The organism is Ponticaulis sp., assembly GCF_029210165.1.
In the GTDB taxonomy this organism is placed as follows: domain Bacteria; phylum Pseudomonadota; class Alphaproteobacteria; order Caulobacterales; family Hyphomonadaceae; genus Ponticaulis.
In genome coordinates, this window is record NZ_JARGNT010000001.1 from 89,279 (window position 1) to 115,206 (window position 25,928).

The following is a 25,928-nucleotide window of genomic DNA, read 5'->3' on the forward strand; positions in this document are numbered from 1 at the left end:
GAGAGAAAGGCAGGTCATGGCAAAACGTGGACAACTTAATCTGATCACCGATATTGCCGGTCTCATGGTCGGCAATGCTGAAGATGAAGGCGTCCGCACAGGCGTCACTGTGATCAGGCCACAAAAGCGCGCCATCTGCGCCGTTCACATTGCTGGCGGTGGCCCAGGCACCCGCGAAACCGACGCGCTTCAACTCGGAACGCTTGTCGATGATGTTGATGCCATCGTCCTGTCAGGCGGCTCTGTTTATGGTCTGGCCGCAGCTGACGGCGTGATCGCGGAGATCGGCGCATCCGGCAAAGGATTCGCCCTGATGGAGCTGCCGGGCGTTCCGAAAAGCCCGATTGTTCCGTCTGCTATTCTCTATGACCTTGCCAATGGGGGCGACAAAGACTGGGGCACGAAGCCGCCCTACCGCACGCTCGGCCAGAAAGCGTTCGACGCGCTCTCAAAAACATTCGACCTCGGCAATCACGGCGCAGGGCTGGGCGCACGCGCAGGCGCGATGGAAGGCGGCCTCGGTTCGGCCAGCATCGTCACCAATGACGGCTACACAGTGGGCGCCATTGTTGCGGTGAATTCATTCGGTTCGGTCAAAGTCCCGAACTCGGAGTCCTACTGGGCCGCGCCTTATGAGATCGAAGGTGAGTTCGGCGGCATGGGCATGCCGCAGACCTTCGATTTCGACGCAGAAGACTGGGGCGCTGCCAAAGCCAACCCATCGCCGCGCACCAACACCACAATCGCTACAATTGCAACTGATGCCGCCCTCACCCCCAGCGAAACCCAGCGCGTCGCCGATATGGCTGTCGCCGGCATGGCGCGCGCGATCCGTCCTGTATTTGCACCGTTCGACGGCGATGTCGTCTTCGCGCTCTCCACTGGCGAGAAAGAGATTTCAGAGCCGCGCCCGATGATGATTGCCCGCCTTGGCGAACTGGCCGCAAGCACACTGGCACGGGCAATTGCACGCGGCGTTCATGCAGCAAATGCAGCGCCTTCTGGCGGGGCTTAACAGGGCTTCGAAAAGAAAGTCAGAAAAACTGAATTTTTTCCGCTTCAGACGCTTGCCATGCTGGCCTGCTTTCTGTATTCACGCGTTCTTCTCGGCGCGGACTGGTAGCTCAGTTGGATAGAGTACTTGGCTACGAACCAAGGGGTCGGGGGTTCGAATCCTCCCCAGTCCGCCACTCCCCCTCTGCAAAACATTGATTTTAATAGGAAATTGTGGAGAAATTATTTCTCGCTCCCACATTTGTTCCCACACTTACTGCTCGGTGGACTAAATGCTCAGTCCAAGTCAGAAGTGTGTCCGGTAATGAGCTTACGCTGTTCATCGCGACTGATTTGGCCATAGCTTCGCAATGTCGTCAAAACATCGGTGTGGCCAAGGTTTTGGGACGCGGCCACGAGTTCGGCAACTGACGTGCAATGTTTGGCGGCATGTCGCGCAAGCATGTGGCGAAACGCGTGGGGGCCGTAATTTTGAATACCTGCCGCCTCAAAAGCAATGCGTACTATCGTGCGGACTGGTTCCGTCGTTTTCCAGTGACTACCTGTAAACCCACATGCCTCAAAGCCTTCGTTGGAACGCGCCGCTATCGCGGTTGCAGGGAACAAAGGATCATCAGGACCGTATAGGGCAACCTCGTCGCAATAGGAGATCCAATCGGCAAGGGCAATTTCAGCGTCCTCAAAACCTTTGGTAAAAAACGTATCAATCGTCTTGCCGAACTTCGTCGAAACTTCGCGAGGGTTTTGGGTTACAGACTGCTCTTGCAAATCAACGTGTTTGATCTTGAGCGAAACTAAAGCGGCCACACGAATGCCCGTAAGGCAAAGAAGAGCAAAGACGGCTTTGTCGCGCTTTTGCTGCGGCGTAGCGCTTGGCATTAGCCCCAAGGCGCGTTTCGCTTGATTTATGCTTGGTGCAGGGCGTGGCGGGGCCGCACGGGCTTCTGCTTCATCGCGTCGGGACAAGTTAAAATAGTCAGCATCCGCCGCTTTAATCCGACTACGAAACCCATCTTGTTGAGAAAGCCACAAAATAAACTCCCGCAATGTTGCCAAAACGGATCGCATTGTCGCTTTGCCCAGAGGTTTGCCAGTTTTTGTCTTGCATTGCTCCAAATAAGTACGGAACCCCATCGCTTGTGAAATGTGAAATTGTGCAAAGTCTTTGCGCCCATTCCAGACGTCGAAACGTTCAAGCGCTGCAATTTCGCGATCCAATGTTTTTTCAGAAAGTTGGCGGGCAAATTTGCGGTATTCCAGAAAGCGGCGTTTGAGACGTTCGTTTTTTTCGTTTGGTCGTTTTGTCATGGTCATTTCCCATCGTTTCGGTGTTTTAGAGGCGGTTTCTCATTGCCAAGAACTGGCCGGTCTTAAGGGACAGACGTCAAAGGTGCTGAAACGGAAATACAGGGGGGATTGTGTCCACCATTATAATGTCGACTCATCCCGCTTTATTGTGAGGTCCAGTTTGGCGTGAACTTCAGGCAGACGCATCAATGAGACAGGCTTACACATGAGAGCTTCGCATACGTTGCAAATGGCGGTTAGCATCGCTTTGTCGTCTTTGATTTTACAATCGGCCATCGCTCCGGCAGGGATACGAGGATTGCGACATCGCAAACAATAAAACTCGCAAAGTGCCGTGTTAACTTTCCGACTTAAGCGCTGGGCCTTGATGTATTCACGCAAATCATCCCCGCGTATTAATGGTGGATGTGACATGTCCAAAACATGCAATCCATCGTGGGTCCAGTTTCGGATCGTACGGGGACAAACACCGACAAGTTCCGCTGCCTCCTGAATAGTATAGCAGTAGTAAGACTTGATGCCGCTTAGGCGGGCTTGCTTTGGCACAGCAATTCACTCCACATCCACTTGGTGGGCGGCAAGCCAAATATGGATTTCTTCGATCTTAATAAGGCGACGGGTACCAATCTTTATGCTTTTTAATTCACCTTTTGCCAGCGCAGCATAAAGACTGGTTCGGCCAATACCCGCTAGCCGTGCGGCTTCGTCAGGAGAAACGGCGATAGGTGGTGTGGGTTGCATCGTTTTCGGTGAATGTATCATCGTTCATATTCCTTCGTTTGAGAATGAATGAACTTTGACAGACACATGGTGGATCAAAACAGACAGTACGTTTTGATCCAGTTATGATCCAGATCGAACGTCGGTGACAAATTTCCTGACTATCGATTTATGCGGCGTTTTTTTCTCTTCTGGAAAACGATCATTATATTCGTCGAGGATCGCATCCGCTTCTTGGTTGCGTCCTGAGAGCGAACGCCCGTCGGCTGCACGCTCATGGAAAAGTATGGTCAATGTTTCCTTGTATTCATTCGGACGACCTCCGGTTCGAGTTTCCGAAACACCCGCGATAGAAGACGGCTCAACATCAAAGAAAAAACAGCCCGTTTTGAGATCGAAGTTCAACACGTCCTGTATGGAAGTTGTGATGTAAGGCGGTACAGATAAAACGCCTGCGGATGTAAGGATTATCCCAAGTGATGTCCTTACGTCCCTCTTCAAAGAGCTTTCAAAGGAGCGTACATCTTTTACGTCCACCATCCTAGGCTGGAAAAATATCGTAACATCCCCCCCAGCAGTCTCAAGCCCCCCAATGCGCCATGTTTCGCCTTCTAACGGAGTTGGTTTCCGACGTTTGCAGTTTTCGCGGCCCGCGATTTGCGCGACGAATGTTTTGATGTTTGGCTTTACGCTAACAATTTCGGCTCGGCTCAATTTTATGAACCCCAAATCATAGCAAAAATAGCCATACTGCGAATCTTGATAAGTGATTGCAGACTCATGTGGTTGGTCGCATTCATCACAGATAATCGATGAAACAACCCCTGTTTCCTCAATTAAACCTGCTTTGATTAGATCATGAAAGGCTGCATGGTGCGAATATGAGCGCGCCAAAACCTTCTCGCGTTGAGAAACTAATTGCGCAAATATCGCAACCGCATCCATTTAGATCGTCTCGGCAACGTCGAATGGCTCTGGTCTCGCCGCGAGCAATTCCCATCGCTCCAACAGATTGATCGCAAACTGGCGTTCCAATTCAGTCTTGTTTGGGATGGTTGTCGTGTTGGGTGTGCGCAATGTGACCGTAAGCGTCTTGGCGCGTTTACCATGTTCAGGCGCGAGCGCAATTCGCAAGGTGGCGGCAATAATCGTCCACCCCTCCGAACATATAGGGGAATGTTCACCAAACTGACGTTCCAGAAAGTGATGGATGTCTTCATCATCTCCACGGCGTTCAAATCGCGCAAAACCGCCACCTACAGAGTAAAATTCGAGGGACGATATTTCGACACTGGTGATCTTGTCTGCAGGTTCGGTTGGAAAACTCGGGTTTGATCCAAGAGTGTTCAACAATACGTCACGGCGTGGCACCGCAATGGGTGGTGGGGATTCTGGAGCAAAATGTTTGCAAAAAGATGATGCATATTCGTCGCGTATCTTTTTACCGCCGCGAGCGCAAATTTCGACGATCCGCTCTTTGGCATTACAGGCGATCCCAACTTCCACCACTCTTTGCGTAACCTGACGTTCCAGCCCATCGGATGATCCGAAGGTGAGTTCGCTTTCTGCGTTGGCTTCGACGTAAACTGTCGCCTGTAGGATTTCTGTTTCTTCTCTAGTAATCGGGTGGACCCGAACTGAAGGAAACCAGTCAGCTTCGCGTTTGCGGTGTTTCGGCAATTCAAGAATGGCAATCGCGTCGGAGACAAAACCTGCGCGGGCCTCTTCATCATCCAGCGCCCAAGGCATGCCATCGTTTTCAAATTGGAACGCGGACCAGTTTTTTCCACCCGTGCGTTGCATCAAAGACGCCTGTGCGGAAACACGTTCTAGCGTCTTAGGATGATCTATAGCTAACATCAAAAGTACGTCCTGAACGCCTTGCAATCCCTCCAAATCAATGTCTTGAGCGCTGCAAATCTGTTCCGCCGCGATCATACCTTGCGGCGTAGACAAGCTGGCTAGGTGATCGAGTTCAGCTTGTACCCTATCTTGTTTTAGGTCGGGTAAGTCGGCAATCAGCGCGGTAATATCATTTACAAACGCCGTTCCGCGCCCTTGGCTCGTCCAATTAAAATCATCAGGGGCCTCCACCCCAAGAACGGTGAGGAAAGTTTCTAATCGTGCGTCAGGGGACTTACGGATAAAGCCGCTGAATGAAGCCATGGGTGGTGTCTTTTGTTTCGATCAGCACAACATGTGGTGTTCGTTGACGTGTGACACAAGTCATCTTTGTTCAATTCATACCGATTACATCGTCAATGATGGAAAAATTTCGCGCCGTCGGCATACAAAACAGACACTTTCCGTCGCTAGCTTCTGCCCAAACATCGCCAATTTGCCGTTTCGGAGCTTCTTGTTCGTAAAGATGTGCGCCTTTGTACTCAACAACCAGAATGCGTCCATCGTCCAGCATAGCTACAAAGTCAGGATAAAACTTGCCCGTGGGAAGTTGCAGCCAGAACGCCGTGCGCTTGTTTTCAACATTTCGTATCCAGTAGCGGACCTTCGCATGGCGATCTAAATAGACCGCGCAGTCAAACTCTTCGCCTTCGAACTTCAAATCCCCGATTAGACTTGTGTAATGCTTGTCGAACTTTGTGGCACCTGAATAGGGTTGATTGTAAGCATAGTTGGCCTCATCAAAGATCATTGCCATGTCTGAACTGGTCGCGAAGTTTTGGGCGTCACTGGCAAACAGGGCTTGATAGTTGCCATTTTCACGTTCGCCCCGCAAATCACGGATCAAACCCGCTAGGGCTTTGCGAAGATCGTACTTGTTACGCGCAAGCACATCCAATTCAAAGCCAGAGGCGATCAATGCTTCTATCGCGCCAGTGATGAACAGTATCGCAGCCGGTTTGGTGACATCAGGATGCTGAATGCCCATGTCGAGCCAGTTGGCCAAACGCGGTAACGTCCAAGCGGGCTCTTGGATAACAGCCCCCAGTTCCCCTTGCATGCGGCGAACGAACTGAATTTCGACTTTGCCTTTGTCAGACACGTCAATCTCGCCAGACTGGCTTTCATCTATGACCTTAAATCGCTCGAGTATTGTCTTTGGATCGCAGTCGTCCAACCGCCATGGCAGGTCTAAGAAATGCTCTGTGCCAAAAAGCTCTAACCGCCCCTGTTTCCAGAAACCTAAACGCGGAACGATGAATGGGGGTTTCGCTTCATAGGCCGCCGCAGACTCCTGAAAATTGTTAGACTTGGCATATAGACGATCAATGACCTTTTCGAATTGCGGTATCTTGGAAGTTGCCAGTTGCAGCAAGTTACGCCCTTCTCGCGTCATCTGGCCGGTAAAGGCCACAGTCTTGGTTTCAGGATTGAACGAAACCCGCGACTTTACAGATGGTGGCAGCCTTTTAAATATCTCTTCCACACTTTCCGCCGTTACGGCTTCATCTTCGATAGCGTCGGACTCATGTGAGGTTTCATCGGCCAGCTTGTCAAAGCCTAGGCCAGCTTGTGGAGATATAATTTCATCAGCTTCCAACCTATTAAAGCCAGCGCCTTCGACAAGCCCGTCCCTTAGCCGTTGCGCCGCATCGTCAAAGCTTTGAGACGCGACATAGGCATACGCACGGTTCAGCGCATCGCGGCGCTTGAGCCGCGCTTGAGGCATACGCAAAACACGGCCAAGGATTTGTTCAATTGCGGTCTTGGACGTTTGTTCGGCCACAGAACACAAGACATAAGCAAAGGGGCAATCCCATCCCTCTTTTAGCTTAGAAACCGTGATGATGTAGCGGATGGGGCAATCAGTATCCTTTAGGTCCACCCCGTCAATTTCGGTCTTGTTTCCCGTCACCACTGCAATCTGGTTTTCGGGCAGGCGCTTGTCTTCCAATAAGTACTTTTGCAATGCCTCTACCGTTATGCGGTGCGGGTCTGCTTGAGACTTTGACTGTGCCTGAAACAAAAGAATGGGGCGGATGTATTCACCGGTTTCGGCTTGTTCGGCCTTTGCAGCTTCTTCCAACTGGTTGCGACTGTCTAAAGCCCCGCCAACGGTCTTGCGCCAATCCCTATCCGTGGTTAGGCGGATTGGCAGTTTGATCATCTGTTCGGCTTTAAGTTCCGCGGCTGATACCGAATGCAGGATGTTGGACGCATATTTGTCCTTTGCGGGGGCATGATCCACGTTCGGAGTCGCTGTGAGTTCTAAGATCAGTGACGGGTCAAAGCGCGCCAAAGTATCGAAAGACAGCGAAGAACGCGCATTGTGTGCCTCGTCAACAATCACCATGGGACGGTGCAGCTTAAGAAGGTTCGCCAGTGACGCCACGGGGCGGTTTGTGCCCTCTACCGTGTCCAAACGAGCCACTTGATCCTCGGACAGACCAGAAAAATGGTCCATCAAGCTTCCTGCATCTTCATAGACCTTGCGGCCATCGGTTTCCTCAATGCGGAAAGCTTGGATAGTGGATACGATGATACAGGCCCCGCCTTCTGCATCGGCGCGGGACATGGCCAGCGCTTCGGATTTGGTCAGAACCGATATGTTGCGGCCAAAGTCCTTGGCCAATGCAGCGCGGTACGGGTGGTCTTGGTTTTTCAGCGCGGCAACGGTTTGTTCCAGAATAGGCGTGCTGGGGACGAGCCATAAAACCATAGGGTTTGCCACATGCAGAAACTCTTTTGCCGCGATCCCAACCGCATAGGCACCCATTATGGTTTTGCCGCCACCGGTGGGGACGCGCAAACAGACATAGGGCGTGCCATCGGCCACATAGGGCGCTTGATAGAACGGCAATTTGGTTTGCAGCACATAGGCGGTTTCGCCACCGTGCAGGTCCGCTTGTTTAAGGTACTGGCGAAAGGCCCCAAGCGATGCCTCTTGGTATTCCTTAAGCTCGAAGTTCACCGCAGCCATGTGTTACGCCCCATCGATCTGATAGGGGATTTGTTTGAAGGTGACGCCAGCCTCGGCTAGTCGTTCTTTGCCAACAGTGCAGCCTTCGCCATAAACGATCCAGCCGCCTTCAAAGTCATCGGGGGGCGTGGGCAATACGGCCAGCGTATCGGGGGTGAGAACATTGCCAGAGGCTTCGCGGGCAAAGCCAGCTTCGGCGGGGGAGAATAACAGATAGACCGCCTTATCCCGATACTGCCCCAAATAGGGAGAATTGCCATTGGCCTTGGCGGGAATGGGCACACCGCATTCGGCAAAGAATACATGGCCGGCCAAATCGGGAAAGCTCACACCGCCATCAATATCACCAAATTCATTGAACAAGGGGACGCCCAGACGGCAATAACGGAAGCCGCCGCCAAGCCCCTCGACGGGTTTCTCGGGATCGCCGCCTTTGTCATATCCATGGATCACGCGTTTGAGCCGTTCAGCGGTAATATCCGGCGCAATCTGTTCATCCATTTCCACAAGGATGAACTTGCGATTGCCCCCGTCTTGTTTGTTAAGGTCGAGGACGGCATGGCCGGTGGTGCCAGAGCCAGCAAAGGAATCAAGAAGCAGGTCATCTGGCCCGCACGCCATAGCGAAAAGGCGTTTGAGTAAGCGAGTCGGTTTAGGAGTATCAAAATCTTGACCGGTCCCTGCAAACAATGACCGAACTTCCCGGCGGGCTTCTTGGTTGTCTCCACATTCATCCCGAGTGAGCCAAGTCGCCGGGACGACCCCTTTAGTTTCGTCATTAAGGAACTTCTTAAGTCTCGGACGACCGGACCCGTCTGCGCCCCAATAGATCAAACGTTTCGAAAGATGCCGCGCGTGTTCTTCCTGCGAGTATCCCCAAACACGAGTTTTGCTTGGCCAAATCTCCTCGCCAGTATTTGGATTTAGTACTGGATAATAAAGATTTGGCCGCTCATTGACCGACTTCGCGCATGTGTAATCAGATGAGAACCAAACTCCCCGCTCATCATCGTCAGGATTTTTGAACCTGCTATCTTGCGTATCCGTTCGTTCTAGACGATTTGCTTTGAAGCCAATTCTGTCTTCGCGAGATATTGCAGCGTTCTTCGCATAAGCGAGGATGTAATCATGCATATCCGAAACGCTAATAGCGTCATTCTGCGGCGACTGCTTCTTTTGCCAGACAAAGCTGGCGACAAAATTCTTACTCCTAAATATCTCATCGAGTAGAATTCGGAGGCGATGATTTTCGTCGTCATCTATGGAAACGAAAATCACACCATCTTCCCGCAAAAACTCCCGCAACAAACGCAAGCGCGGATACATCATGCAGAGCCACTTGTCGTGGCGCGAAAGGTCTTCGGCTTCTTTGCCCACGACGTTGCCCAGCCAAGCCTTGATCTCGGGCGAGTTGACGTTGTCGTTGTAAACCCAGCCTTCGTTGCCGGTGTTATAGGGCGGGTCGATGTAGATGCATTTCACCTTGCCCGCGTAGTAGGGCAACAGGGCTTTAAGCGCCTCTAGGTTATCGCCTTGCACCAACAGATTTCCAGCGTCAGGATCGCCCGTCGACAACTCGCCATCACAATGCACCAACCGATACGGCACCTCGCGATGATGGTTTACTACGGCCTTTTTTCCGATCCAATCGAGTGTGGGCATAGTTAACCATCCTGCTACTGATTCTTGGTGAAAGTACTAAAGCAGCATCACCTCAGTGCAACAATATTCGTGGTTGTTTCATTGGGACTGGCTTTGTTCGTCCAAGCCTGCATAAGATCACGACGTTTGTCGAAAAGGTCGGATCGCGCATACGCCGCTTCGGCTTTATCTTTGATCCCGTGGGCCAAAGCCGCCTCTATAACTTCACGCGGAAAGCTTGTGGTTTCGCCAGCCCAATCTCTAAACGTCGAACGAAATCCATGAACGGTAATGTCATTATATCCCATTCGCCGCAAAAGTGCCGTCATAGCCATATCCGAAATTGGCTTGCCTTTTTTGCTTTCGCTTTCAAAAACTAACTGGTGATTATCGCGGCGGGGTCCAAGCAGATTGATGGCTTCCGATGATAAAGGAACGCGGTGTTCTTTTCCTGCTTTCATGCGCTCGGCGGGAATTGTCCACACGCCGTTTTCCAGATCAACCTCTGCCCACCTCATGCCACGGGTTTCACCGGATCGCGCCGCCGTGAGAATGGTGAACCTCAAGGCATGGGCGGAGACACCACTTCGTTTAGACAACATGTCCATAAAGTCAGCAATATCAGCATGAGGCAAAGCAGGATGGTGTTTTACAGCCCTTACTTTCTTCGGCTTGGGAAGGAGATTATCCAAATGCCCGCGCCAGCGTGCAGGATTGTCCCCTTCGCGAATGCCCAGCGCAGACGCATAGTCCAATACCGCTTCGATCCTTTGGCGCACGCGGTTTGCGGTTTCAGGCTTCTGTGACCAAATAGGCTTCAACACACCTATAACATCGGCGGTGGCAATCTTGGTGACTTGCATCGCACCAAGACTGGGGAAAACATACGCCTCTAATGTGGATGTCCATTGCGCGGCATGTTTCGCGTTTTTCCAGCCGGATCGTTTGTTTTCGATCAATTCTAGCGCTGCGTCCTTAAATGTTTTGGGCTGGGCTTGGCGGCGTTTTACAATCGGGTCATCCCCGCCCAAGATCAAACGTCTTGCTTCGGTCGCTTTTTCTCGTGCCATCGCCAAGGTAACATCAGGATAAGCGCCCAGTCCAAGATCATGGCGTTTGCCTTGGACTTGATATCTCAGAACCCATGACCGCGCCCCTGTCGGTTTCACATACAGGTAGAGGCCTCGCCCGTCGCCATGACGCCCCGTCTTTGCTGTTTCAACTTTTCGAGCGCTTAATTTCAAACCGTTCCCACGTTTGTTCCCACAATTGATTGAGATTTAAGACGGGCGGGCTTGAACGTCAATGACCTAATACGAATTTAGTATATTGAATTTAAATAACTAAAATGGATGTAGACGAATGCAGACGAACCCCTAAAAACAGAGGGTATACGGCTCCCCAGTCCGCCATTTTTCTTCCTGAAAATACTACTTGCTGATTGCCCCGTCGCATTGGGCGCCTGAGCGCGCTTGCGCGTGCATCAATCGTGCGAAATGAAAGAGCCCCGCTCGTTATCCGAACGGGGCCCGTGATTTGGTTGCCAAAGGAATGAGGCTTTTAACGGCGTCCCACACCCTCAAAAAATGGGGTGTGAAGTCGCTAGCAAGGGTGCCCTCGCTTCGTCAGCGAACACCGCTCACACCGTGCCTCAAAGCCTTTAGTCGAGTGCGGCTTCCGGTTTTCGCGCGCGCGTCACCCAAGGGTAGCTTCCCTGTGAGCCGATTGTGTAGGCTTCTGCATTCTCAAATCCGACTTCAGTGAGCATATCTTCGAGCACGGACTCGCCTGTCGCGCTGAAGAATGGCTCCTCGCGGTGATAGGTGTCCCAATCCAGAATGACGGCGTGGAATAAATCAACCGCGCGGAATGGTGGCGGATCGGAGATAACGATGTCGCCTCCCGGTTTCAGAATGCGAAACATCTCAGCAAAGAGCGCTTTGTTCTCTTTCGGAGGCATCTCGTGATGAAGCGCATAGGTAATGACCCCGTCAAAGCTGGAATCGGCCTCTCCTGTTTTGGTCGAATCGGTACGTTTCAAATGCACAGGAACGCCGAGAGCACCTGCCATTTTATAACAACCTTTCAGGAGGCTCGGGGATAAATCCGAGCCATGCAGTTCGGCTTCAGGAAACACGCGATGAACGGCGCCCAGCGTCGAGAAACCACCACAGCCCGGCTCATAAATGCGCCGATAGCTTTCCTTCGGGAATTGCAGAGCCACCTGATAACGCTGTTCCTGAATTTTATCGCCCACGCCGACCGCAGCATAGCCGCCCAGAGAGAAGACTTTCGGCCCGATTGTGAAGGCGAAAACCGCAGGATAGAGATCATAACCTTCCCAGCCGCCCGGCTCGAGGTGCCATTCAGTCGCTGACCAGTATTTGGGCTCGTTATATCCCGGATTCAGCTCGAGAGTCGCACCTTCTGCTGGTGTCGCCTCCGAATTAACAAACGGTTCGAACATCTCACGGCGCTCTTCGATGGCCGGGATGCCGCGATTGTAATTCTCTTCCGCGACATAGCGCTGAACCAGACGCTCAAGTCGGTAGATACTGTCTGACTCGCAGATCGCCTTCGCTTCAGCGATGCGTTCCCGCAGGACGGACTTTTCCGGTTTCTTGTCCGCTATGTGCGCCTTATTGAGCTCAGCGGCTCTCTCATTGGCAAAAAAGGTCTCAGCCGCGTGCTGGCGCAGAACGCCAGAAGCGAACTTCTGCATTGAGCCCAGTATCTCCATACCCGAACGTCCCCGCTGGCTCACGCTAAGCGGCTTTGGAGGTACTCGTGGCAACGGATCGCGTGGAAATGCTTGTGCGGTCATAGCGGGTCTCCTTGATCAGGCAAACTGACCCGGTCAGTGCGCGTCACCTCAAGACCGTCAGCGGCTTTCGGTCGGCACAAACCGAATTCAGAAGCCAGAAACTGTTGTCGTCTGACGTCTGAATATTAGCCGGAAATCGCCCGAAAACCACGAAATCGACAGGCGTTATTCGCCTGTCGAATAAAAACACTGCTATTTAGTCCCGATCTGGACGGCTGCGAGCCATACCACCAAGGACCATCCAGGCACCATCTTCATAAGCCCATGTGTGCGTCACTTCATAACGGTTGTCGACGACTTCACCGGCACCGTTTCGCGTCATGTGTGTCTGATAATAGATGATCGCGGTCGTGCCGTTGAGCGTGAAGCTGACGAACTCCATCTCGAGTTCTTCTTCCGTCTGCTCAGTCATGCGTTCCGCAGCTGCATACATGTCTTCAGCAGAATTTGGCGTCGACATGTGTGGCGGCCAGGCAGAGTAGCCCTCAGCCAGATTGCTGATGTACGGCCCCAGATCGCCATCACCGCGTCCGGAATAAATTGAGAGCTCTTTCTCCCAGATAATATCTCTGGCCGTCTCAAATTCGAGATCAGGATTCGGCGCATCATCTGCGAATGACGTCGGCGCGATCGCGAGTGTTGAAGCGATCATCAGGCTTGCGAAAGTCGTTTTCATTAATTGTCTCCACGCTCTGGCATTGCACGCGCCATGCCGCCGAGCACTTGCCACTCACCATCGACGTTCGCCCATGTATGGGTAACTTCGTAGCGGTAATCGACTGGCGTACCATCGGCTGAACGCGTCATATGCGTTTGATAATAAATGATGGCGCTGTCGCCATTCTGAGTGAAGCTGACCAACTCCATGGTCAGTTCTTCCTGATCGCCGCCGTTCGTGCCGCCTCCGATCGCTTCCAGAACGTCACGGCCATAAGGCGTGTCGGCGAAAGGCGGCCATGCGGAAAAGCCATCAGCTGTGTTCTCAAGATAAAGTGAAATGTCGCCTTCGCCGCGCGCTTCATAGATTGCGAGCTCCTTGGCCCAGATAATCTCTTCTGCCGTAATCGGAGCATCAGCAGACACCTCTTCAGCGACGGGATCAGACAGGACTTCCGGTTCAGCAACAGGTTGAGGTTCGGGTTGGCAGGCTGCGAGGCCAGCTGACAGGATGAGGGCAGACAACAAATGTTTCACGATAACCTCCGGTCGACTTTTCAGGGCAAATAAAAAAGCGCCCCGGTCGCGAGACCGGGGCGTTCTTCAGAAGTATTAGTAGCTGTAAGACAGTGTGATGCCTGCCGTACGGCGTTCGCCGAAGGATGGCGTGATCTGGAACAGCGATGGGATAGTGAATACACCATCGATGTACTCTTCGTCCGTCAGGTTCTTCACGAATACAAAGGCTTTCACGTCACCATAAGTGACACCCGCACGCAGGTTGAACAGGGTACGCCCCTCGATCTCGATCGTGTTGTCCGGCGTGACGTACTGATCGCTGTCATAGTTGGCGTCGAGAGCGAAGAAACCATCCAGTTCCTGCGTCAGCGGACGGTCATACTGGAAACCGAGAGACGCTGTGACAGGAGACGCACCAGGAATCGTGTTCCCGGAAACTTCGCCGTATGCCGGGTTGTTGGCACCTTCACCGTACTCAGTATCCGTGTAAGCGAAGTTCGCGAAGAAGCTCCAGTTCTCGTTTGGAACCCAGCTGGTTTCAAACTCGAGACCCCATGCAGTTGAGTCACCAACAGCACCGAAGATGCCAGGAACTGCACGGTCATCTGCACCAATTACAACAGTGTAGTTGCGTGGAACAACTGAGATCTGCTGGTTCGTCCAGTCCGTGTAGAACAGAGCAGCGTTTGTGAAGAGACGCCCATCGAGGAACTCGTTCTTCGCACCAATCTCATACGTCCAGTTAGATTCCGAACCGTAAGAACGCTCGTCTTCGTCGAGAGGAACTGTGCCTGTCACGTAGCCGTTAAAGCCACCAGATTTCACACCGCGACCTACGGAAGCGTAGATCATGTTTTCCGGAGTGACGAAGTAGTTCAGAGTCGCACGTGGTGTGAACTCTTTCCACTGGTCAGTCAGGTCTGGCGCTTGGACGTCCGGGTCGAGACCACCATTAACGGCAGCCTGACGTGCGAGGTTATCGCGTACAGCTACGTCTGTGATCGTGTAACGACCTTCAAGGCCCGCCACGAGTTGACCATCAAGGAACTCATACTCAGCGCGCGCAAACAGAGCTTCTGTTTCGAACGTTGTAGAGCGGTAGTTGAATGGCAGGAACATCGTGTCGAGTGACACCGGGTTGTCTGTTAGAGAGTCGATTTCGCCGTCCGCAGGCTGCAGGTTCAGACCGAATGCAAACTCATCGTCTGCTTCAGATGTGTAGTAGCCAAATTCACCAGTGAGTGGACCACCGCCATCAAATGCGAGACGCAATTCATGGCTCTGGAAGTCCAGAGTACCGCCTTCGTGCTGGTTGGTGTAGACGCCCAGGCCGCCGATTGGGTTATAGGAGTTCTGGTTGAACCAGAATTGCTCGAGAGCAGACGCTTCAGCTTTACCGAAGAGGTAGCTAAACGACCAATCTTCGTTGATGTCCCAGTCAGCGCTGAAACGATAGAGATCGGTTTCAGTAACCAGATTTGGCTGCGGCACCGAGAACAGGCCAGACGGACGATCCGGGTTTGCACCGGATAACAGGCTGTCAGGAGATGTCGGAAGTGTGCCAGCGAACCATGTGCCGCCGTCTGCATTACACGACCATTCCGCATTTGCGCAATTGATGGTGTAATAAGCGCGCTGCTCTTCGTCACGCTCATAGTGCTGATAGAAGCCTTCAAATGTCAGGTAATCGGTCGGCGTAAAGACGAGGATACCTGAGTAAGCTTCACGATCATAACCACCGAAATGGTCGAAATCGCCTGAAATGCCTGGGAAGGTATTCTCAATAGAACCGCCATACGCAGAGTTACCGTAGAATACACGGCCACCAAGAATGCCATCAATGATTGGACCACCAACAGCCAGTTTAACTTCCTGACGGTCGTAATCACCCAGCGTAACAGATGCATCGACTTCGAGCTCATCGCCCGGGCGCTGGGTTACAACGTTGATCGCACCAGAGAATGTGTTCTGACCGTAAAGAGCACTTTGTGGACCTTTAACGACCTCGATACGCTCCATATCAGCGAGCGCAAAGTTCACCATGTAACCACGTTGCAGGTAAAGACCATCAACAAACGTACCGACGTTGCCCGTAGAGTCCTGAACGTTTGCCTGAGCGAGACCACGCATGGTCGCAACGCCGTTAAAGCCGGTCACGAAGTCTTTAAAAGACAGACCTGGCGTGTACGCCGCAATATCGTCAAAGTCTGCGATCCCCTGGTCAAGGATAGCTTCCTCGCCAATCGCAGTAATGGAAATCGGAACGTCCTGCAGATTCTCTTCCGAACGACGTGTTGTAACCGTGACGGTGTTCATTCGAGCTTCGTCAGATGCCTCAGTTTCCTGTGCATGAGCCGCGAAAGTGCCCGAAGTTGCTGTAGCAAGAACGAGCACACCCGCGCTCGCACCGTGAAGTAGCTTTTTCATATTCGATGATAAGTCCATCAGTTCATTTCCCCTTGCAGTTAAGGTGCAAGGCCGAGGGCGCCGCACCGGGTCAGGGACAAAATTTCCCCTCCACCCGAGTATGGATAAAGACCTAGTTGCCGACAGGGTTTTCAGGTGAATGTTCGGTATGCGAATAATATTTGAAATATAAACTCAGGACTGAAAGTATTACGTTTTCGCCGTTCAATAATCGCGCAAGTTTTACTCAGCACACGTACAAAAATGGGGCGCTTGAAGAAAATCAAACGCCCCGCACTGTTCATTGTTGAAGATTGTTTTTGGGTCAGAGCCGCAGGTTGGCGACTGCCTCCAACAAACCCTCATCTCGTCCTGCTTCGAAACGCGCTGGTGCATCAAAAATCATGGTTGGCGCGCTGTGTGATTCTACTGATTCCCAATCCGGCAACGCGGCATTCGATGGATTTCCTGTTCTGGCAAAAGACGTCCAGGCAGACGCCACTTGCGCTTCGATAAGATCCGCCTCTGCCCCGCCTCCAGTTGCCTGAATTTCCTTCTGCGCATTTGCGAAGACGAAGGGCAGTTCAGCGCAGTGATATGCGCGAGGCAGACCATCCAATACCGGCGTTTCCCACGCAAACTGATAAAGATAAGCCGGTGCCCCGCCCAATGCTGCTTTCGCCTGACATTGATCGATCACATTGCGACGGTTGAAGCTGGCCGCACTGATAATGGAATAAACCGACGACGGAGACTGCTCCGGATATGCCATTTCCGCCTGCACAACCACCGCTTCCGGATCAGCATAAAGTGCAGCCAGCGCATCCTTCAGACCATCGCGGGTCATCGCTTCTGCTGCAGGATTGAAAAGCGACAGATTGAATTCTTGCAGCGTGGAGCCCGCCATGAGTGCAATATCACGGGAAATATGAGCCGCTTCGGCAGAATATGGGTGCCACGGAATCGTGCCCGCTTCGATGCGCGGCGCCCAGCCAACAGTTCTCCAGATATTTCCGAAACCGCTTGTCGCGCGCCATGCGCCGACGGAGGCGTGACCAGCCGCCTGCAGTTGATCAATCGAAATGCTCTGAAGCGCTTCAATATCAGTCGCTGCCAATGACAGTTCCGATAGCGCGTTTTCAGCGAGTTCTGACGTCATGCTTCCGTCAAAGACGTCTACCAGAGACCCGCTCTGTACAATTGCCTTATGGAACAGGCCGCGTGCGGAAGGCATGCCGCACAAATGAGTGATTTTCAGACCGCCACCAGACTGGCCAAACAGTGTGACGTTGGACGGATCGCCGCCAAAGCGCGCAATATTGTCCCGCACCCATTCGAGTGACTGGACGAGATCAAGAAGACCAACATTTACAGACGAGGCGAACTCGCTGCCTGCACCTGCTGCTTCCAGATCCATATGCCCGAGAATGTTTAGACGGTGATTGACGGACACGACTACAATATCATCGCGGCGCGCAAGCGCTTCGCCATCCTGTGAGCCAATAGCATAGCTGGACCCGGTGGAATAATTACCGCCGTGAATCCAGACCATAACTGGACGGCCACCAGTACCCGTTTCCGGAGTCCATACATTCAGATTAAGGCAGTCTTCGCTTGCATGCCCGTATTGCGGACGCAGGAGAAAATCCATACGGCCCGGAACACCTGGCGCCATTTGTGGGCATGTTGCTCCATAAACGAATGCATCCCGCACACCTGCCCATGGCTCCGGCGCGACGGGTGGACGAAAACGGTTCGCGCCAGACGTATCCGCACCATAAGGAATGCCCTTGAACGTGCGTACACCACCCGAAACATAGCCGCGTACTTTGCCGCTACCGGTCTCGACAATCAGATCGGAGGGCGTTCCAAAAACTTCGGTATCAAGAGAATGAATTGCGGGCGCCGGTTCAGAGCCCGCTTCTTGCGCAGAGGCACGCGCCGCGATCAGCGCTGGCGCTGCAATGCCGGCAGTTTTCAGAAACCATCGTCGGTCTACGCCCATGTCATTGTCTTTCGCATCAGCCATTACTGTTCACTCCGGATGTCAGAGTTACGGGAATAGTCCAGCTCCCCCATTGATCGCATAATCAGGTCAAACTCGGTAAGCTCAATTGCCTGCACCGGGTCAGCAAAAGACATGACCTCTGGTGTTTGGGGATCATAAGCCGGCCAGGCAGGCAGGCCTTCGCCGTTTGGATCGCCGGTCTTCGCAAAATTGGTCCAGAAATCGATCAGGGTTTCGCTCAGTTCATAGTCTGAAGAGCGCCACTCAACCGGCTCCGGGAAATAATTGAATGTATAGCCGACATCTACGCCGTGCACCGCGCCATAGGTAGCGCCATCTTCCGTTGGAGGCGCAGTGTCGAAGCGGAACACATATACGTTTGGCGTTTTCTCAAGCTGAACAGCGGCTTCAACGAGCGAGCCCTGACCAATACCGCCAGACGCCGCTGCAACCTGCGCCATATTTAGGTCGCCAGTATATTCGTACCAATCTTCGAACAGCGCCTCACCAGCGTCTCCGAAGTCTTCCACGAACCAGGCGCGAACCTCTTCTTCCGTCGTTTCACCTGCGAAGAAGCGTCCGGCCTCTTCGCGCGTCCAACCGATAATAATGTCCTGATCAGACTGTTGGCCGGTCAGGAAGGCATCCCCAGTCGTTTCGGGCGTCAGCACGCCGTCAGCAATTGGCTGTAGCGAATATGCATATTCCCATGGCAGTTGCGACAGCACATCCAGATCAAGCGCGCGTGCTTCTTCCAGAGTCTCTGCACCGAGACCAGAAAGGAAATCTTCGCCCCAGTTTTCAGCTTCTTCGAGCGTTTTCATGTAAGGCGTGAGGCCCCAGATACCGCCACTCTGCATGATGGCTTTATCGAACAGGTCTTGTGCGGACGGCGTCACCATCAGCACGTTATTGCTGATAGCGCCTGCCGACTCGCCGAACAAAGTGACGTTCTCCGGGTCGCCGCCGAACTGACCGATATTAGCTGCAACCCACTCAAGCGCAGCAATCTGGTCCATCGTTCCGTAATTGCCGGACACGCCGGATTCTGAATTGGCTGAAAAATCTGGATGCGCCAGATAGCCGAGCGCGCCCAGTCGATAATTCGGAATCACCAGAATGACATCACGCTCGGTGTAGGCTGAAGGGTCACGATAAACGGCCTGACTTGCGCTGCCAGCAGAGAAGCCGCCGCCATAAATCCAGAACATGACCGGCAAAGGCTCCGCGCCTTCGTCAAAGGCGTCAGCTGGAGCGTACACATTCAGATAGAGGCAATCCTCGCTGAAGACGGCATCTGCGTCGTAATTCCACGCGCCCGGTTGCGGCTCTGTCTGCGCACACGCCGGACCAAACGCGTCCGCTGCTCGAACACCTTCCCAGGCTTCTGGTGGCGCGGGCGGCGCCCACCGCAGGTCACCAACTGGCGGCGCTGCGAAAGGTACACCCTGAAAAGAGACGTAATCGCCATCTTCAGAAACGACGCCTTGCAAAGCACCAAATATGGTTTGAACGACACCCGGTTCGGCTGCTGCAGAAGTGGTTTCAGCTTCTTGCGCTGTCTCCGCTTCCGGTGAACACGCCGCCATGATCAGTGTGAGGGTCGCTACGGAGCTCCAACCGAGTAATTTCTTCATGTTCAGAGGCATCTGAAGGCTCCACTTCACTTTGCAAAAAAATGACCTGCAAAACACTAACCGTACTGCGGAGAGCCCGAAGCAGGGCTTGCTGACTAATCGCTATGCGAGAACTTCTTCTGTCTTCGCACTGATTTCGAAAGACGGATATTTACCGAGCGTGCCCAGAAGGATTGCACCGGCCAGAAACGTGCCAACTCCAGCCCAAAGTGCGAAAGCGTAATGACCCGCCGCATCGTAGGCCATACCGGTGAGAACCGGACCAAGCCCGCCCCCGAGAGCGAAAGCTGACAGCATGACCCCATAGATTTTGCCGTAGCTTTTCAGACCGAAATACCGGCCCACCAGATAAGCGAGCAGATCAACCTCAGCGCCAGCTGCAAGCCCCAGAAGAATGGCTGCCAGCAAGCCGAAATTTCCTGTCGAGGTGAAGATGAGTATGAGAAGCGCAAATACCGGCAACACAAGGCAAACGCGCGCCACATGCGGCGCGTGCAAGCGGTCAAGCGCCAGCCCGACCAGAACCCGACCGACGATCACAGAAAGGCCCAGTGCCACCATCATCTGCGTTGCGTCTGCAGCTTCAACGCCGCGTCCGCGCATAAGCGGAACGAAGTGAACCGTCGAACTGGACTGCCCAAGAATAACAAAGAAAATACCGACAAATATCAGCCAGAATGCCGGACGCTTCAGCGCATCCCGAAACTCCAGGCCAGTTGCGGGCATCGCATCCGAAACATGGTCCGACGCAGCACGCTTCGACTTCAGACCAATAAAGGCGAGCGGCACAGCAACGAGCAAAACAAAGACTGACATCGCCCTGAAACCCGCTTCCCAGCCACCGGCACTGATCGCGGCCTGAACCAGTCTCGGTCCAAACATGCTGGCAAGCCCGGTACCCATGAGCGTCAACCCCAGCGCCAGGCCGCGCATCTTGTTGAAAGATGCCGTGACAGCGCGCGTCCATGTCAGAGGCGTGGTTCCACTTCCCAGAACCGCCACCAGCATCCATGCCGCGTAGAAATGGAGGATGGACCCGCCGCTATAGGACAGCGCGAGCATGCCGATAGCCAGACCAATCAGCGACGGCACGGCGATGGCCTTCACACCAACGCGGTCCATCAATATGCCGAGAAGCGGACTGAGGAAAAGCGTGCCAGCGTTCAAAACCATCATACCGGCGGTTATGGAAGACCGGCTCCACCCGAAGGCATCCTCAAGCGGATTGATGAAAACACCAAATGTATAAAATGGCAGCCCGGTCAGGCCTACGCCCACCCCAATCGCACACGCCAGAATGACCAGCCATCCACGACGGAATTCTTCAAATCTGGTCATGGGAACGCCTCGACAGTCTATTGGAACACAGACGCTCTGAGGGATTTCATCTCCACACCAGTGGTTTGCCGGATTTCTTCACCACTCGAATAAAACTGCCTGTTTTACTTAGGTTTCAGGCTATGCGGCCCCGTGTTTACGGCCTCCATCTCATAGATTCTCACTATACGATTTTTCTATCTCTTTGTGTGGAAGCCGCGCGACCACGCCGCCTATCATCGGCAACTATAAAACAGGCGCGCACAAGCAAACGTCCGAACAATAAGAGGTGACAGCATGACTTTCATGACGAAACTGGAACGCAAAGGCGACGGTGGAGGATCGGTCCCTGACTTCTCACTCACGCAACGTGGCCGCTCTGGTCTTCAGATCCTCGGCTCTATTCAGCGCTATTCAGCGGGTAGTCTTCGTAAAGTAGCGGCGGACACCTTCGCTGAAAACGAGGAAGCTAAAGCGCTCTCAGCGGAGCACGAAGCAGACAAAAATCCGGATAAGAAAGCCCTGCGCCAGCGTATCGCCCGCGCACGTGAAATCTGCGAGTCTGATCCGAATTACCGCATGGAACGCTTCCTCCAGCGCTACGTCGCAGAAGAGAATTTCAACCGCGGCATCCCTGCGATTGAAGAGCGCCGCGAACAGTTCGAAAAGTTCGTGACCGAAAAAGTCGAGCCTGTAGAAGGTTCCGAGCTTACAATGGCTGCCGAGCCACCTGCTCCGAAGTACTGGACAGATGTCGACTGGCACCTGGAACCAGGCGGCTGGGATGGTTACGACCTTTACGGCCCACTGTTTGCTTTCGGCCTCGGCCCGCTCATCTTCAAATTCGGCGGCTATGCGGCTGTCGGGTATGGCGATGACATCATCGAACAACGCATGTCAGCGATCCGCCAGTTCCCGAAAGAGAGCTATGAGCGGATTTATGAGCCGGGATGCGGTGGCGTTTCCACGCTAGGCGCAATCAACAAAGTATTCCCGGGCGCAGAGCTTTACGGTTCTGATCTGTCACCGCTTCTTCTCAAGAATGGCTATATGCTGGCCAACAAGATGAACTTCCCTGTGCACCTAAAGCATGAGGATTCTACGCAAACGAGTGAGCCGGACAACAGCGTGGATGGCGTTATCACTTACGCTCTGCACCACGAAATGCCGCCAAAGGCCAACAAAGAACTTTTCAAAGAAATGTTCCGGATCATGAAGCCGGGCGCAGACATTGTTCTGTCCGACCCGCCTCCATTCCGCGCGGTCAGCCTGTTCCACTCAGTCATTCTCGACTGGGACACAGATCACCGCGCAGAACCATTCTTCAGCACAATCCTGGAATCCAGCCTGGAAGAGATGATGGAAGAAGCTGGCTTTGAAGCCGTTGAAGCTTACTCCATCGGCCAGGATGGCTACCCGTGGATCACCCGCGCCCGCAAGCCTGCGGAAACTACAGAACAAGGAGTGGCCGCGTAATGGCTTATCAATATCTCGACGAAAAAAGCGTCACAGATCTCGGGCGCATTATGATGGCGCTTCTGTCTGAAGTCTGGATCCTGAAAGATCGCACAATGCTACTCGAGCACATTCTGGAACAGCGCGGCGCGCTGGCACCGGAAGAGCTGGAAAATCTGGAAATACCAGAAGAACTCGCTGCAAAAATTGAAGCAGAACGCGATAAGTTCGCTACTCTGGTTCTCAGCGCACCAATCGCTGGAGAGAAGCGGTCGGTTCAGGAAATCCTCGAACGGGCGGGCATCAAAGAAAGCCCTGTCTTCGCCGACTGATTAGACCTTTCAAAAGCCGGTGGCACGTCACCGGCTTTCTTGTATTCGCGCTTCAAAAAATGAGTAGCGCGCCTCCTCACAAAATTATTCTCGGAGAGACCGATGACCGACGCAGTAACCGGGAACACCCCGATGGCTGACGCCCCATCTACGCCCCCCACGGACCGTCTGCCCCTTTGGACAGCATTTGGTTGGGGCATGGGCACACTCGGCGTTGCCGCCATGTACAACGCCGCCAACATTCTTCTGCTTCAATATCTGGTGGATTTCGTAGGGATCGGCGCCGCCGTTGCTGGCGGATTGATGGCTTTGTCCAAACTGTATGACGCCTTTACCGATCCAGTTATTGGCGCGATCAGCGATCGCAGCAAAAGCAAGATGGGCCGTCGTCGCCCATTTGTCCTTTATGGCTGTTTCCTGCTCGCCTTATCCGCCATTCTGCTGTTCAACGTCCCATCAGGACTGACCGGCAATCTTGCCGTTATCTATGCGGGCGGGGCGCTGATCCTCTATGCGACCGCTTATGGTCTGTTCGGCGTGCCATATATGGCCATGCCGGCGGAAATGACAACAAGTGCCAATGAGCGCTCCCGCCTGATATCATTCAGGGTTCTGGCTGTGTCCATTGCCAGCCTCATCGCAACCTTTGTTGGCCCTGTCGTCCTCCAAATGTTCAATAACAGCGCGACCGGCTACAGCATCTACAGCAGCATGCTGGCATCGCTCGCGATCATTGGAGGGCTCACAGCTTTCTTCGCGACACGTAATGCGCCTTTCCACTATCAGGACAGCCCGTACGATCTGAACATTTTCAAGATGGTCCAATCGGCCTGGCTGAACAAACCCTTCATGCTGCTGGTCGCTGTGAAGCTGATCTCACTAATGACAATGGCCGTGACGCAGGCGGTCATGCCATTCCTGTTTTTCCAGGTTCTGTCGCTCGATAGCGCGCAGCTCGGCTATTACTTCCTGCTTTTCTATCTCGGCATGATGTGTTCCCAGCCTATATGGCTGATGATTGCGAGAAAGCTCGGCAAGCGCTGGCTCTTTATCACCACGACCATTTTGAGCGCACTGGTCGCACTGACATGGGCACTTGCCAGCCCTGGTGACCCGTACATCTACGTGCTGGCACGTGGTCTCGCAGCAGGCATTATTGGCGGCGGCGGCCTGATGGTCGGACAATCCCTACTACCAGACGTCATGGCATACGACTTCAAGCTCACAGGCATGCGTCGGGAAGGCCTTTTATCTGCGATCTACACGTTGGTTGAGAAGTTCGCCTTCGCAATGGGCACCACCCTCACAGGCCTCGTGCTTGGCCTCACAGGTTACATCAAAGGTACGGGCGGTGCGCCGGTTCAGCAGCCTGAGTCGGTTGTAAATTCTCTCTACACGCTGATTGCGGTCTTTCCGATCTCAGTGGCCTGTATTTGTGCGGTGCTTATCTACTTCATCCGGATACCGGGTCAAAAATAAGACCAAAGCGATAATGGTAAAACACCTCGAAGCGGCAGTGGGTCCTCTCACTGCCGCTTTTTTATTGCCTCGAGCCCCCAGACAATCATCTCCACGCTAGCTTGCCTTCTCCCTTTAGGCCGCTAACTCGTCCAGCCGCCTACAGCCCCGCCCAATCAGCCAGCCTAAAGCGTGACCGAAGGGGCACACCCCGCAGTTCTGACCATCAGATAAAGAAAAAGCGTGCCACACAGAATGCGGCACGCTCATTGATACGGCAGAACGCCGGGATAGTAGTGGTATCGGCTGTTTAAGCTTCGGCTTCCGCTGCGTCTCTAAGCGCTTTCTCCGCCCGAGCCTCAGCCAGCGCCTTCTCATCCAGTTTGTAGAAACTGAGAATGCCTACCGAGACCAAAGCAAAAAAGGCAGGGATATAGGCAACGCCGAACAGCGTTGCCTGACGCACCGCCTCATAGTTGTCGATGTTGACTTCCGCGCTGCTGTCGAAACCGGCAAAGCTGAGCGCTGCACCGACAAGAGCCGGGCCCATCGCACCTGCAGACTTCTCAATGAAGCTGAACGCCGCCGTATACATACCCTCGCGGTTCATACCAGTGCGGATAGAATCCAGCTCGATGGCATCGGTGATCATGGACATGGCGAACATCACGTTACCCGCAAAGCCGACACCCAAAATCATACCACGGATCGCGAGCATATAGCCCGGCTCGTTCGGATCGGAGACAATCCAGGAGAGGTAAGACGCGCAGGTAAACAGAGCAGAGAGGATATAACCCCAACGCTTGCCGAACTTGCGGGAGAAACGGACCAGCAGAGGCGCAGACAGGATGGATACCGCAACCATTGGAAGCGAAATCAGCGCCATCTGATCACTGGTACGCTTCAGCACTTCGACAACCATGAAGAACTGAGCCGTCTGGCTCGCATAAACAGCGATCAGCTGAGATGCTTTCACGCCGATAATGGTCAGGAAGGATTTATTGCTGAAGAAGGACTTCATCTGCTCCTTGCCCGGAACAGGCTTGCTCGTATTGGTCGTCATCTTCGCCTTGCGTGTACCGTTCCACGCAATCACCATGCTGACGAGGATCAGCACCCCGAAGACCAGAGACAGAATGGCATAGTCGCCAGACGTGTTGAGCTGAACCCCATTTGCGTCCGTACGGCCATCTGCGAGCCAGTCCAGAAGGACACCCGAGCCAGCAAACGCGATCGCCATACCCATACCCGCAAAAATCACGCGCCAGCTATGGATGGACGATCGCTCATGATAGTTCGACGTCATTTCCGCTGGCATCGCAATGAAAGGCACGTTGAAAATCGTATAGCCAAGGCCGAAGAAGATCAGTGTGAACAGAACATAGATAATCGTTTCAACACCGCTTCCACGGAAAGGAACGTTGAAAATAAGCAGAATGGAAATCGCGGACAAAACTGCACCAATCAACAGGTAGGGACGTCTTCGCCCGCCCCATTTATTGGGTGTTTTGTCACTGATATACCCCATGAACGGGTCAGTACCGGCATCAAGGATGCGGCCCAAGGACAGAAGCAAGCCAGCAATCCAGCTTTCCATGCCAACAACACGCGCGAGATAATAAACGATCAGCGCGCTTACTGAGTTCATCAGAATTGCCGTGCCTAGTGCACCAATTCCCCAACTGACTTTGATCCCCGTACTGAGACGGTCCTCTTCGGCTTCTAAAGCCGGATTATCTGAACTCGACAC

20 protein-coding genes and 1 tRNA gene are annotated in these 25,928 nt (G+C 53.4%); 5 read left to right on the top strand and 16 right to left on the bottom strand.

Annotated elements, in window-relative coordinates; translation table 11 throughout:
* The first annotated feature begins 16 nt into the window (after positions 1-16).
* Together P1U45_RS00480 and P1U45_RS00485 are read left to right on the top strand one after the other, a co-directional pair.
* Complete coding sequence (locus tag P1U45_RS00480; protein ID WP_301056980.1) at positions 17-1,015, top strand: P1 family peptidase; 999 nt, start codon at positions 17-19, stop codon at positions 1,013-1,015.
* Positions 1,016-1,113: 98 nt separating this feature from the next.
* Positions 1,114-1,190: transfer RNA gene (locus P1U45_RS00485), tRNA-Arg, on the top strand.
* Positions 1,191-1,290: 100 nt separating this feature from the next.
* Here the strand turns inward: P1U45_RS00485 and P1U45_RS00490 are convergent.
* The 15 genes from P1U45_RS00490 to P1U45_RS00555 all read right to left on the bottom strand — a co-directional run bounded on the left by P1U45_RS00490 (position 1,291) and on the right by P1U45_RS00555 (position 20,954).
* On the bottom strand, positions 1,291-2,322 hold the full coding sequence (locus P1U45_RS00490) for a tyrosine-type recombinase/integrase (RefSeq protein ID WP_301056981.1): 1,032 nt from the start codon (positions 2,320-2,322) through the stop codon (positions 1,291-1,293).
* Between the two features lie 120 nt (positions 2,323-2,442).
* Positions 2,443-2,868: a helix-turn-helix domain-containing protein gene (locus P1U45_RS16625; RefSeq protein ID WP_366144958.1), complete on the bottom strand. Its 426-nt coding sequence runs from the start codon at positions 2,866-2,868 to the stop codon at positions 2,443-2,445.
* A 6-nt stretch (positions 2,869-2,874) separates the two neighbouring features.
* Positions 2,875-3,084: an excisionase family DNA-binding protein gene (locus P1U45_RS00495; RefSeq protein ID WP_301056982.1), complete on the bottom strand. Its 210-nt coding sequence runs from the start codon at positions 3,082-3,084 to the stop codon at positions 2,875-2,877.
* Positions 3,085-3,165: 81 nt separating this feature from the next.
* Positions 3,166-3,987: a hypothetical protein gene (locus P1U45_RS00500; RefSeq protein WP_301056983.1), complete on the bottom strand. Its 822-nt coding sequence runs from the start codon at positions 3,985-3,987 to the stop codon at positions 3,166-3,168.
* On the bottom strand, positions 3,988-5,208 hold the full coding sequence (locus tag P1U45_RS00505; protein WP_301056984.1) for a hypothetical protein: 1,221 nt from the start codon (positions 5,206-5,208) through the stop codon (positions 3,988-3,990).
* Positions 5,209-5,278: 70 nt separating this feature from the next.
* Positions 5,279-7,924 carry a DEAD/DEAH box helicase family protein gene (locus P1U45_RS00510; protein ID WP_301056985.1) on the bottom strand — a complete coding sequence of 882 codons (2,646 nt, stop codon included), beginning with the start codon at positions 7,922-7,924 and terminating at the stop codon, positions 5,279-5,281.
* Positions 7,925-7,927: 3 nt separating this feature from the next.
* Complete coding sequence (locus tag P1U45_RS00515; RefSeq protein ID WP_301056986.1) at positions 7,928-9,586, bottom strand: site-specific DNA-methyltransferase; 1,659 nt, start codon at positions 9,584-9,586, stop codon at positions 7,928-7,930.
* 47 nt (positions 9,587-9,633) lie between these two features.
* A complete protein-coding gene (locus tag P1U45_RS00520; RefSeq protein ID WP_301056987.1) occupies positions 9,634-10,809 on the bottom strand; it encodes an integrase arm-type DNA-binding domain-containing protein in 1,176 nt (391 codons plus the stop codon).
* A 416-nt stretch (positions 10,810-11,225) separates the two neighbouring features.
* Positions 11,226-12,389, bottom strand: a complete 1,164-nt coding sequence (locus P1U45_RS00525; protein WP_301056988.1) for a class I SAM-dependent methyltransferase — start codon at positions 12,387-12,389, stop codon at positions 11,226-11,228.
* 196 nt (positions 12,390-12,585) lie between these two features.
* Positions 12,586-13,065 carry a DUF4440 domain-containing protein gene (locus P1U45_RS00530; protein WP_301056989.1) on the bottom strand — a complete coding sequence of 160 codons (480 nt, stop codon included), beginning with the start codon at positions 13,063-13,065 and terminating at the stop codon, positions 12,586-12,588.
* Positions 13,065-13,583 (bottom strand): nuclear transport factor 2 family protein, encoded by a 519-nt coding sequence (locus tag P1U45_RS00535; protein ID WP_301056990.1) that lies wholly within the window; start codon positions 13,581-13,583, stop codon positions 13,065-13,067. The genes P1U45_RS00530 and P1U45_RS00535 overlap by 1 nt, the downstream gene beginning before the upstream one ends.
* Before the next feature lie 75 nt (positions 13,584-13,658).
* Complete coding sequence (locus P1U45_RS00540) at positions 13,659-15,992, bottom strand: TonB-dependent receptor (RefSeq protein WP_301056991.1); 2,334 nt, start codon at positions 15,990-15,992, stop codon at positions 13,659-13,661.
* Positions 15,993-16,296: 304 nt separating this feature from the next.
* Positions 16,297-18,000: a carboxylesterase family protein gene (locus P1U45_RS00545; protein WP_301056992.1), complete on the bottom strand. Its 1,704-nt coding sequence runs from the start codon at positions 17,998-18,000 to the stop codon at positions 16,297-16,299.
* The gene (locus P1U45_RS00550) at positions 18,000-19,628 is read right to left on the bottom strand and encodes a carboxylesterase family protein (protein WP_301056993.1); all 1,629 of its coding nucleotides are present in this window, start codon (positions 19,626-19,628) and stop codon (positions 18,000-18,002) included. Before P1U45_RS00550 ends, P1U45_RS00545 begins: the two co-directional genes overlap by 1 nt.
* A gap of 90 nt (positions 19,629-19,718) precedes the next feature.
* Positions 19,719-20,954, bottom strand: a complete 1,236-nt coding sequence (locus P1U45_RS00555) for an MFS transporter (protein ID WP_301056994.1) — start codon at positions 20,952-20,954, stop codon at positions 19,719-19,721.
* A 276-nt stretch (positions 20,955-21,230) separates the two neighbouring features.
* Between P1U45_RS00555 and P1U45_RS00560 the strand changes: the two genes are divergently transcribed.
* The 3 genes from P1U45_RS00560 (at position 21,231) to P1U45_RS00570 (ending at position 24,199) form a co-directional block, all read left to right on the top strand.
* Positions 21,231-22,409, top strand: coding sequence for a class I SAM-dependent methyltransferase (locus tag P1U45_RS00560; RefSeq protein WP_301056996.1), 1,179 nt, complete (start codon positions 21,231-21,233; stop codon positions 22,407-22,409).
* Positions 22,409-22,720 carry a hypothetical protein gene (locus P1U45_RS00565; protein ID WP_301056997.1) on the top strand — a complete coding sequence of 104 codons (312 nt, stop codon included), beginning with the start codon at positions 22,409-22,411 and terminating at the stop codon, positions 22,718-22,720. The genes P1U45_RS00560 and P1U45_RS00565 overlap by 1 nt, the downstream gene beginning before the upstream one ends.
* 102 nt (positions 22,721-22,822) lie before the next feature.
* On the top strand, positions 22,823-24,199 hold the full coding sequence (locus tag P1U45_RS00570) for an MFS transporter (protein WP_301056998.1): 1,377 nt from the start codon (positions 22,823-22,825) through the stop codon (positions 24,197-24,199).
* A gap of 289 nt (positions 24,200-24,488) precedes the next feature.
* Here P1U45_RS00570 and P1U45_RS00575 read toward each other — a convergent pair whose 3' ends face one another.
* Complete coding sequence (locus P1U45_RS00575) at positions 24,489-25,928, bottom strand: MFS transporter (protein WP_301056999.1); 1,440 nt, start codon at positions 25,926-25,928, stop codon at positions 24,489-24,491.

Coding starts and splice junctions, on each gene's coding strand:
- P1U45_RS00480 (WP_301056980.1), top strand. CDS start 17: ATGGCAAAACGTGGACAACTTAATCTGATCACCGATATTGCCGGTCTC.
- P1U45_RS00490 (WP_301056981.1), bottom strand. CDS start 2,322: ATGACAAAACGACCAAACGAAAAAAACGAACGTCTCAAACGCCGCTTT.
- P1U45_RS00495 (WP_301056982.1), bottom strand. CDS start 3,084: ATGATACATTCACCGAAAACGATGCAACCCACACCACCTATCGCCGTT.
- P1U45_RS00500 (WP_301056983.1), bottom strand. CDS start 3,987: ATGGATGCGGTTGCGATATTTGCGCAATTAGTTTCTCAACGCGAGAAG.
- P1U45_RS00505 (WP_301056984.1), bottom strand. CDS start 5,208: ATGGCTTCATTCAGCGGCTTTATCCGTAAGTCCCCTGACGCACGATTA.
- P1U45_RS00510 (WP_301056985.1), bottom strand. CDS start 7,924: ATGGCTGCGGTGAACTTCGAGCTTAAGGAATACCAAGAGGCATCGCTT.
- P1U45_RS00515 (WP_301056986.1), bottom strand. CDS start 9,586: ATGCCCACACTCGATTGGATCGGAAAAAAGGCCGTAGTAAACCATCAT.
- P1U45_RS00525 (WP_301056988.1), bottom strand. CDS start 12,389: ATGACCGCACAAGCATTTCCACGCGATCCGTTGCCACGAGTACCTCCA.
- P1U45_RS00530 (WP_301056989.1), bottom strand. CDS start 13,065: ATGAAAACGACTTTCGCAAGCCTGATGATCGCTTCAACACTCGCGATC.
- P1U45_RS00540 (WP_301056991.1), bottom strand. CDS start 15,992: ATGAAAAAGCTACTTCACGGTGCGAGCGCGGGTGTGCTCGTTCTTGCT.
- P1U45_RS00545 (WP_301056992.1), bottom strand. CDS start 18,000: ATGGCTGATGCGAAAGACAATGACATGGGCGTAGACCGACGATGGTTT.
- P1U45_RS00550 (WP_301056993.1), bottom strand. CDS start 19,628: ATGCCTCTGAACATGAAGAAATTACTCGGTTGGAGCTCCGTAGCGACC.
- P1U45_RS00555 (WP_301056994.1), bottom strand. CDS start 20,954: ATGACCAGATTTGAAGAATTCCGTCGTGGATGGCTGGTCATTCTGGCG.
- P1U45_RS00560 (WP_301056996.1), top strand. CDS start 21,231: ATGACTTTCATGACGAAACTGGAACGCAAAGGCGACGGTGGAGGATCG.
- P1U45_RS00565 (WP_301056997.1), top strand. CDS start 22,409: ATGGCTTATCAATATCTCGACGAAAAAAGCGTCACAGATCTCGGGCGC.
- P1U45_RS00570 (WP_301056998.1), top strand. CDS start 22,823: ATGACCGACGCAGTAACCGGGAACACCCCGATGGCTGACGCCCCATCT.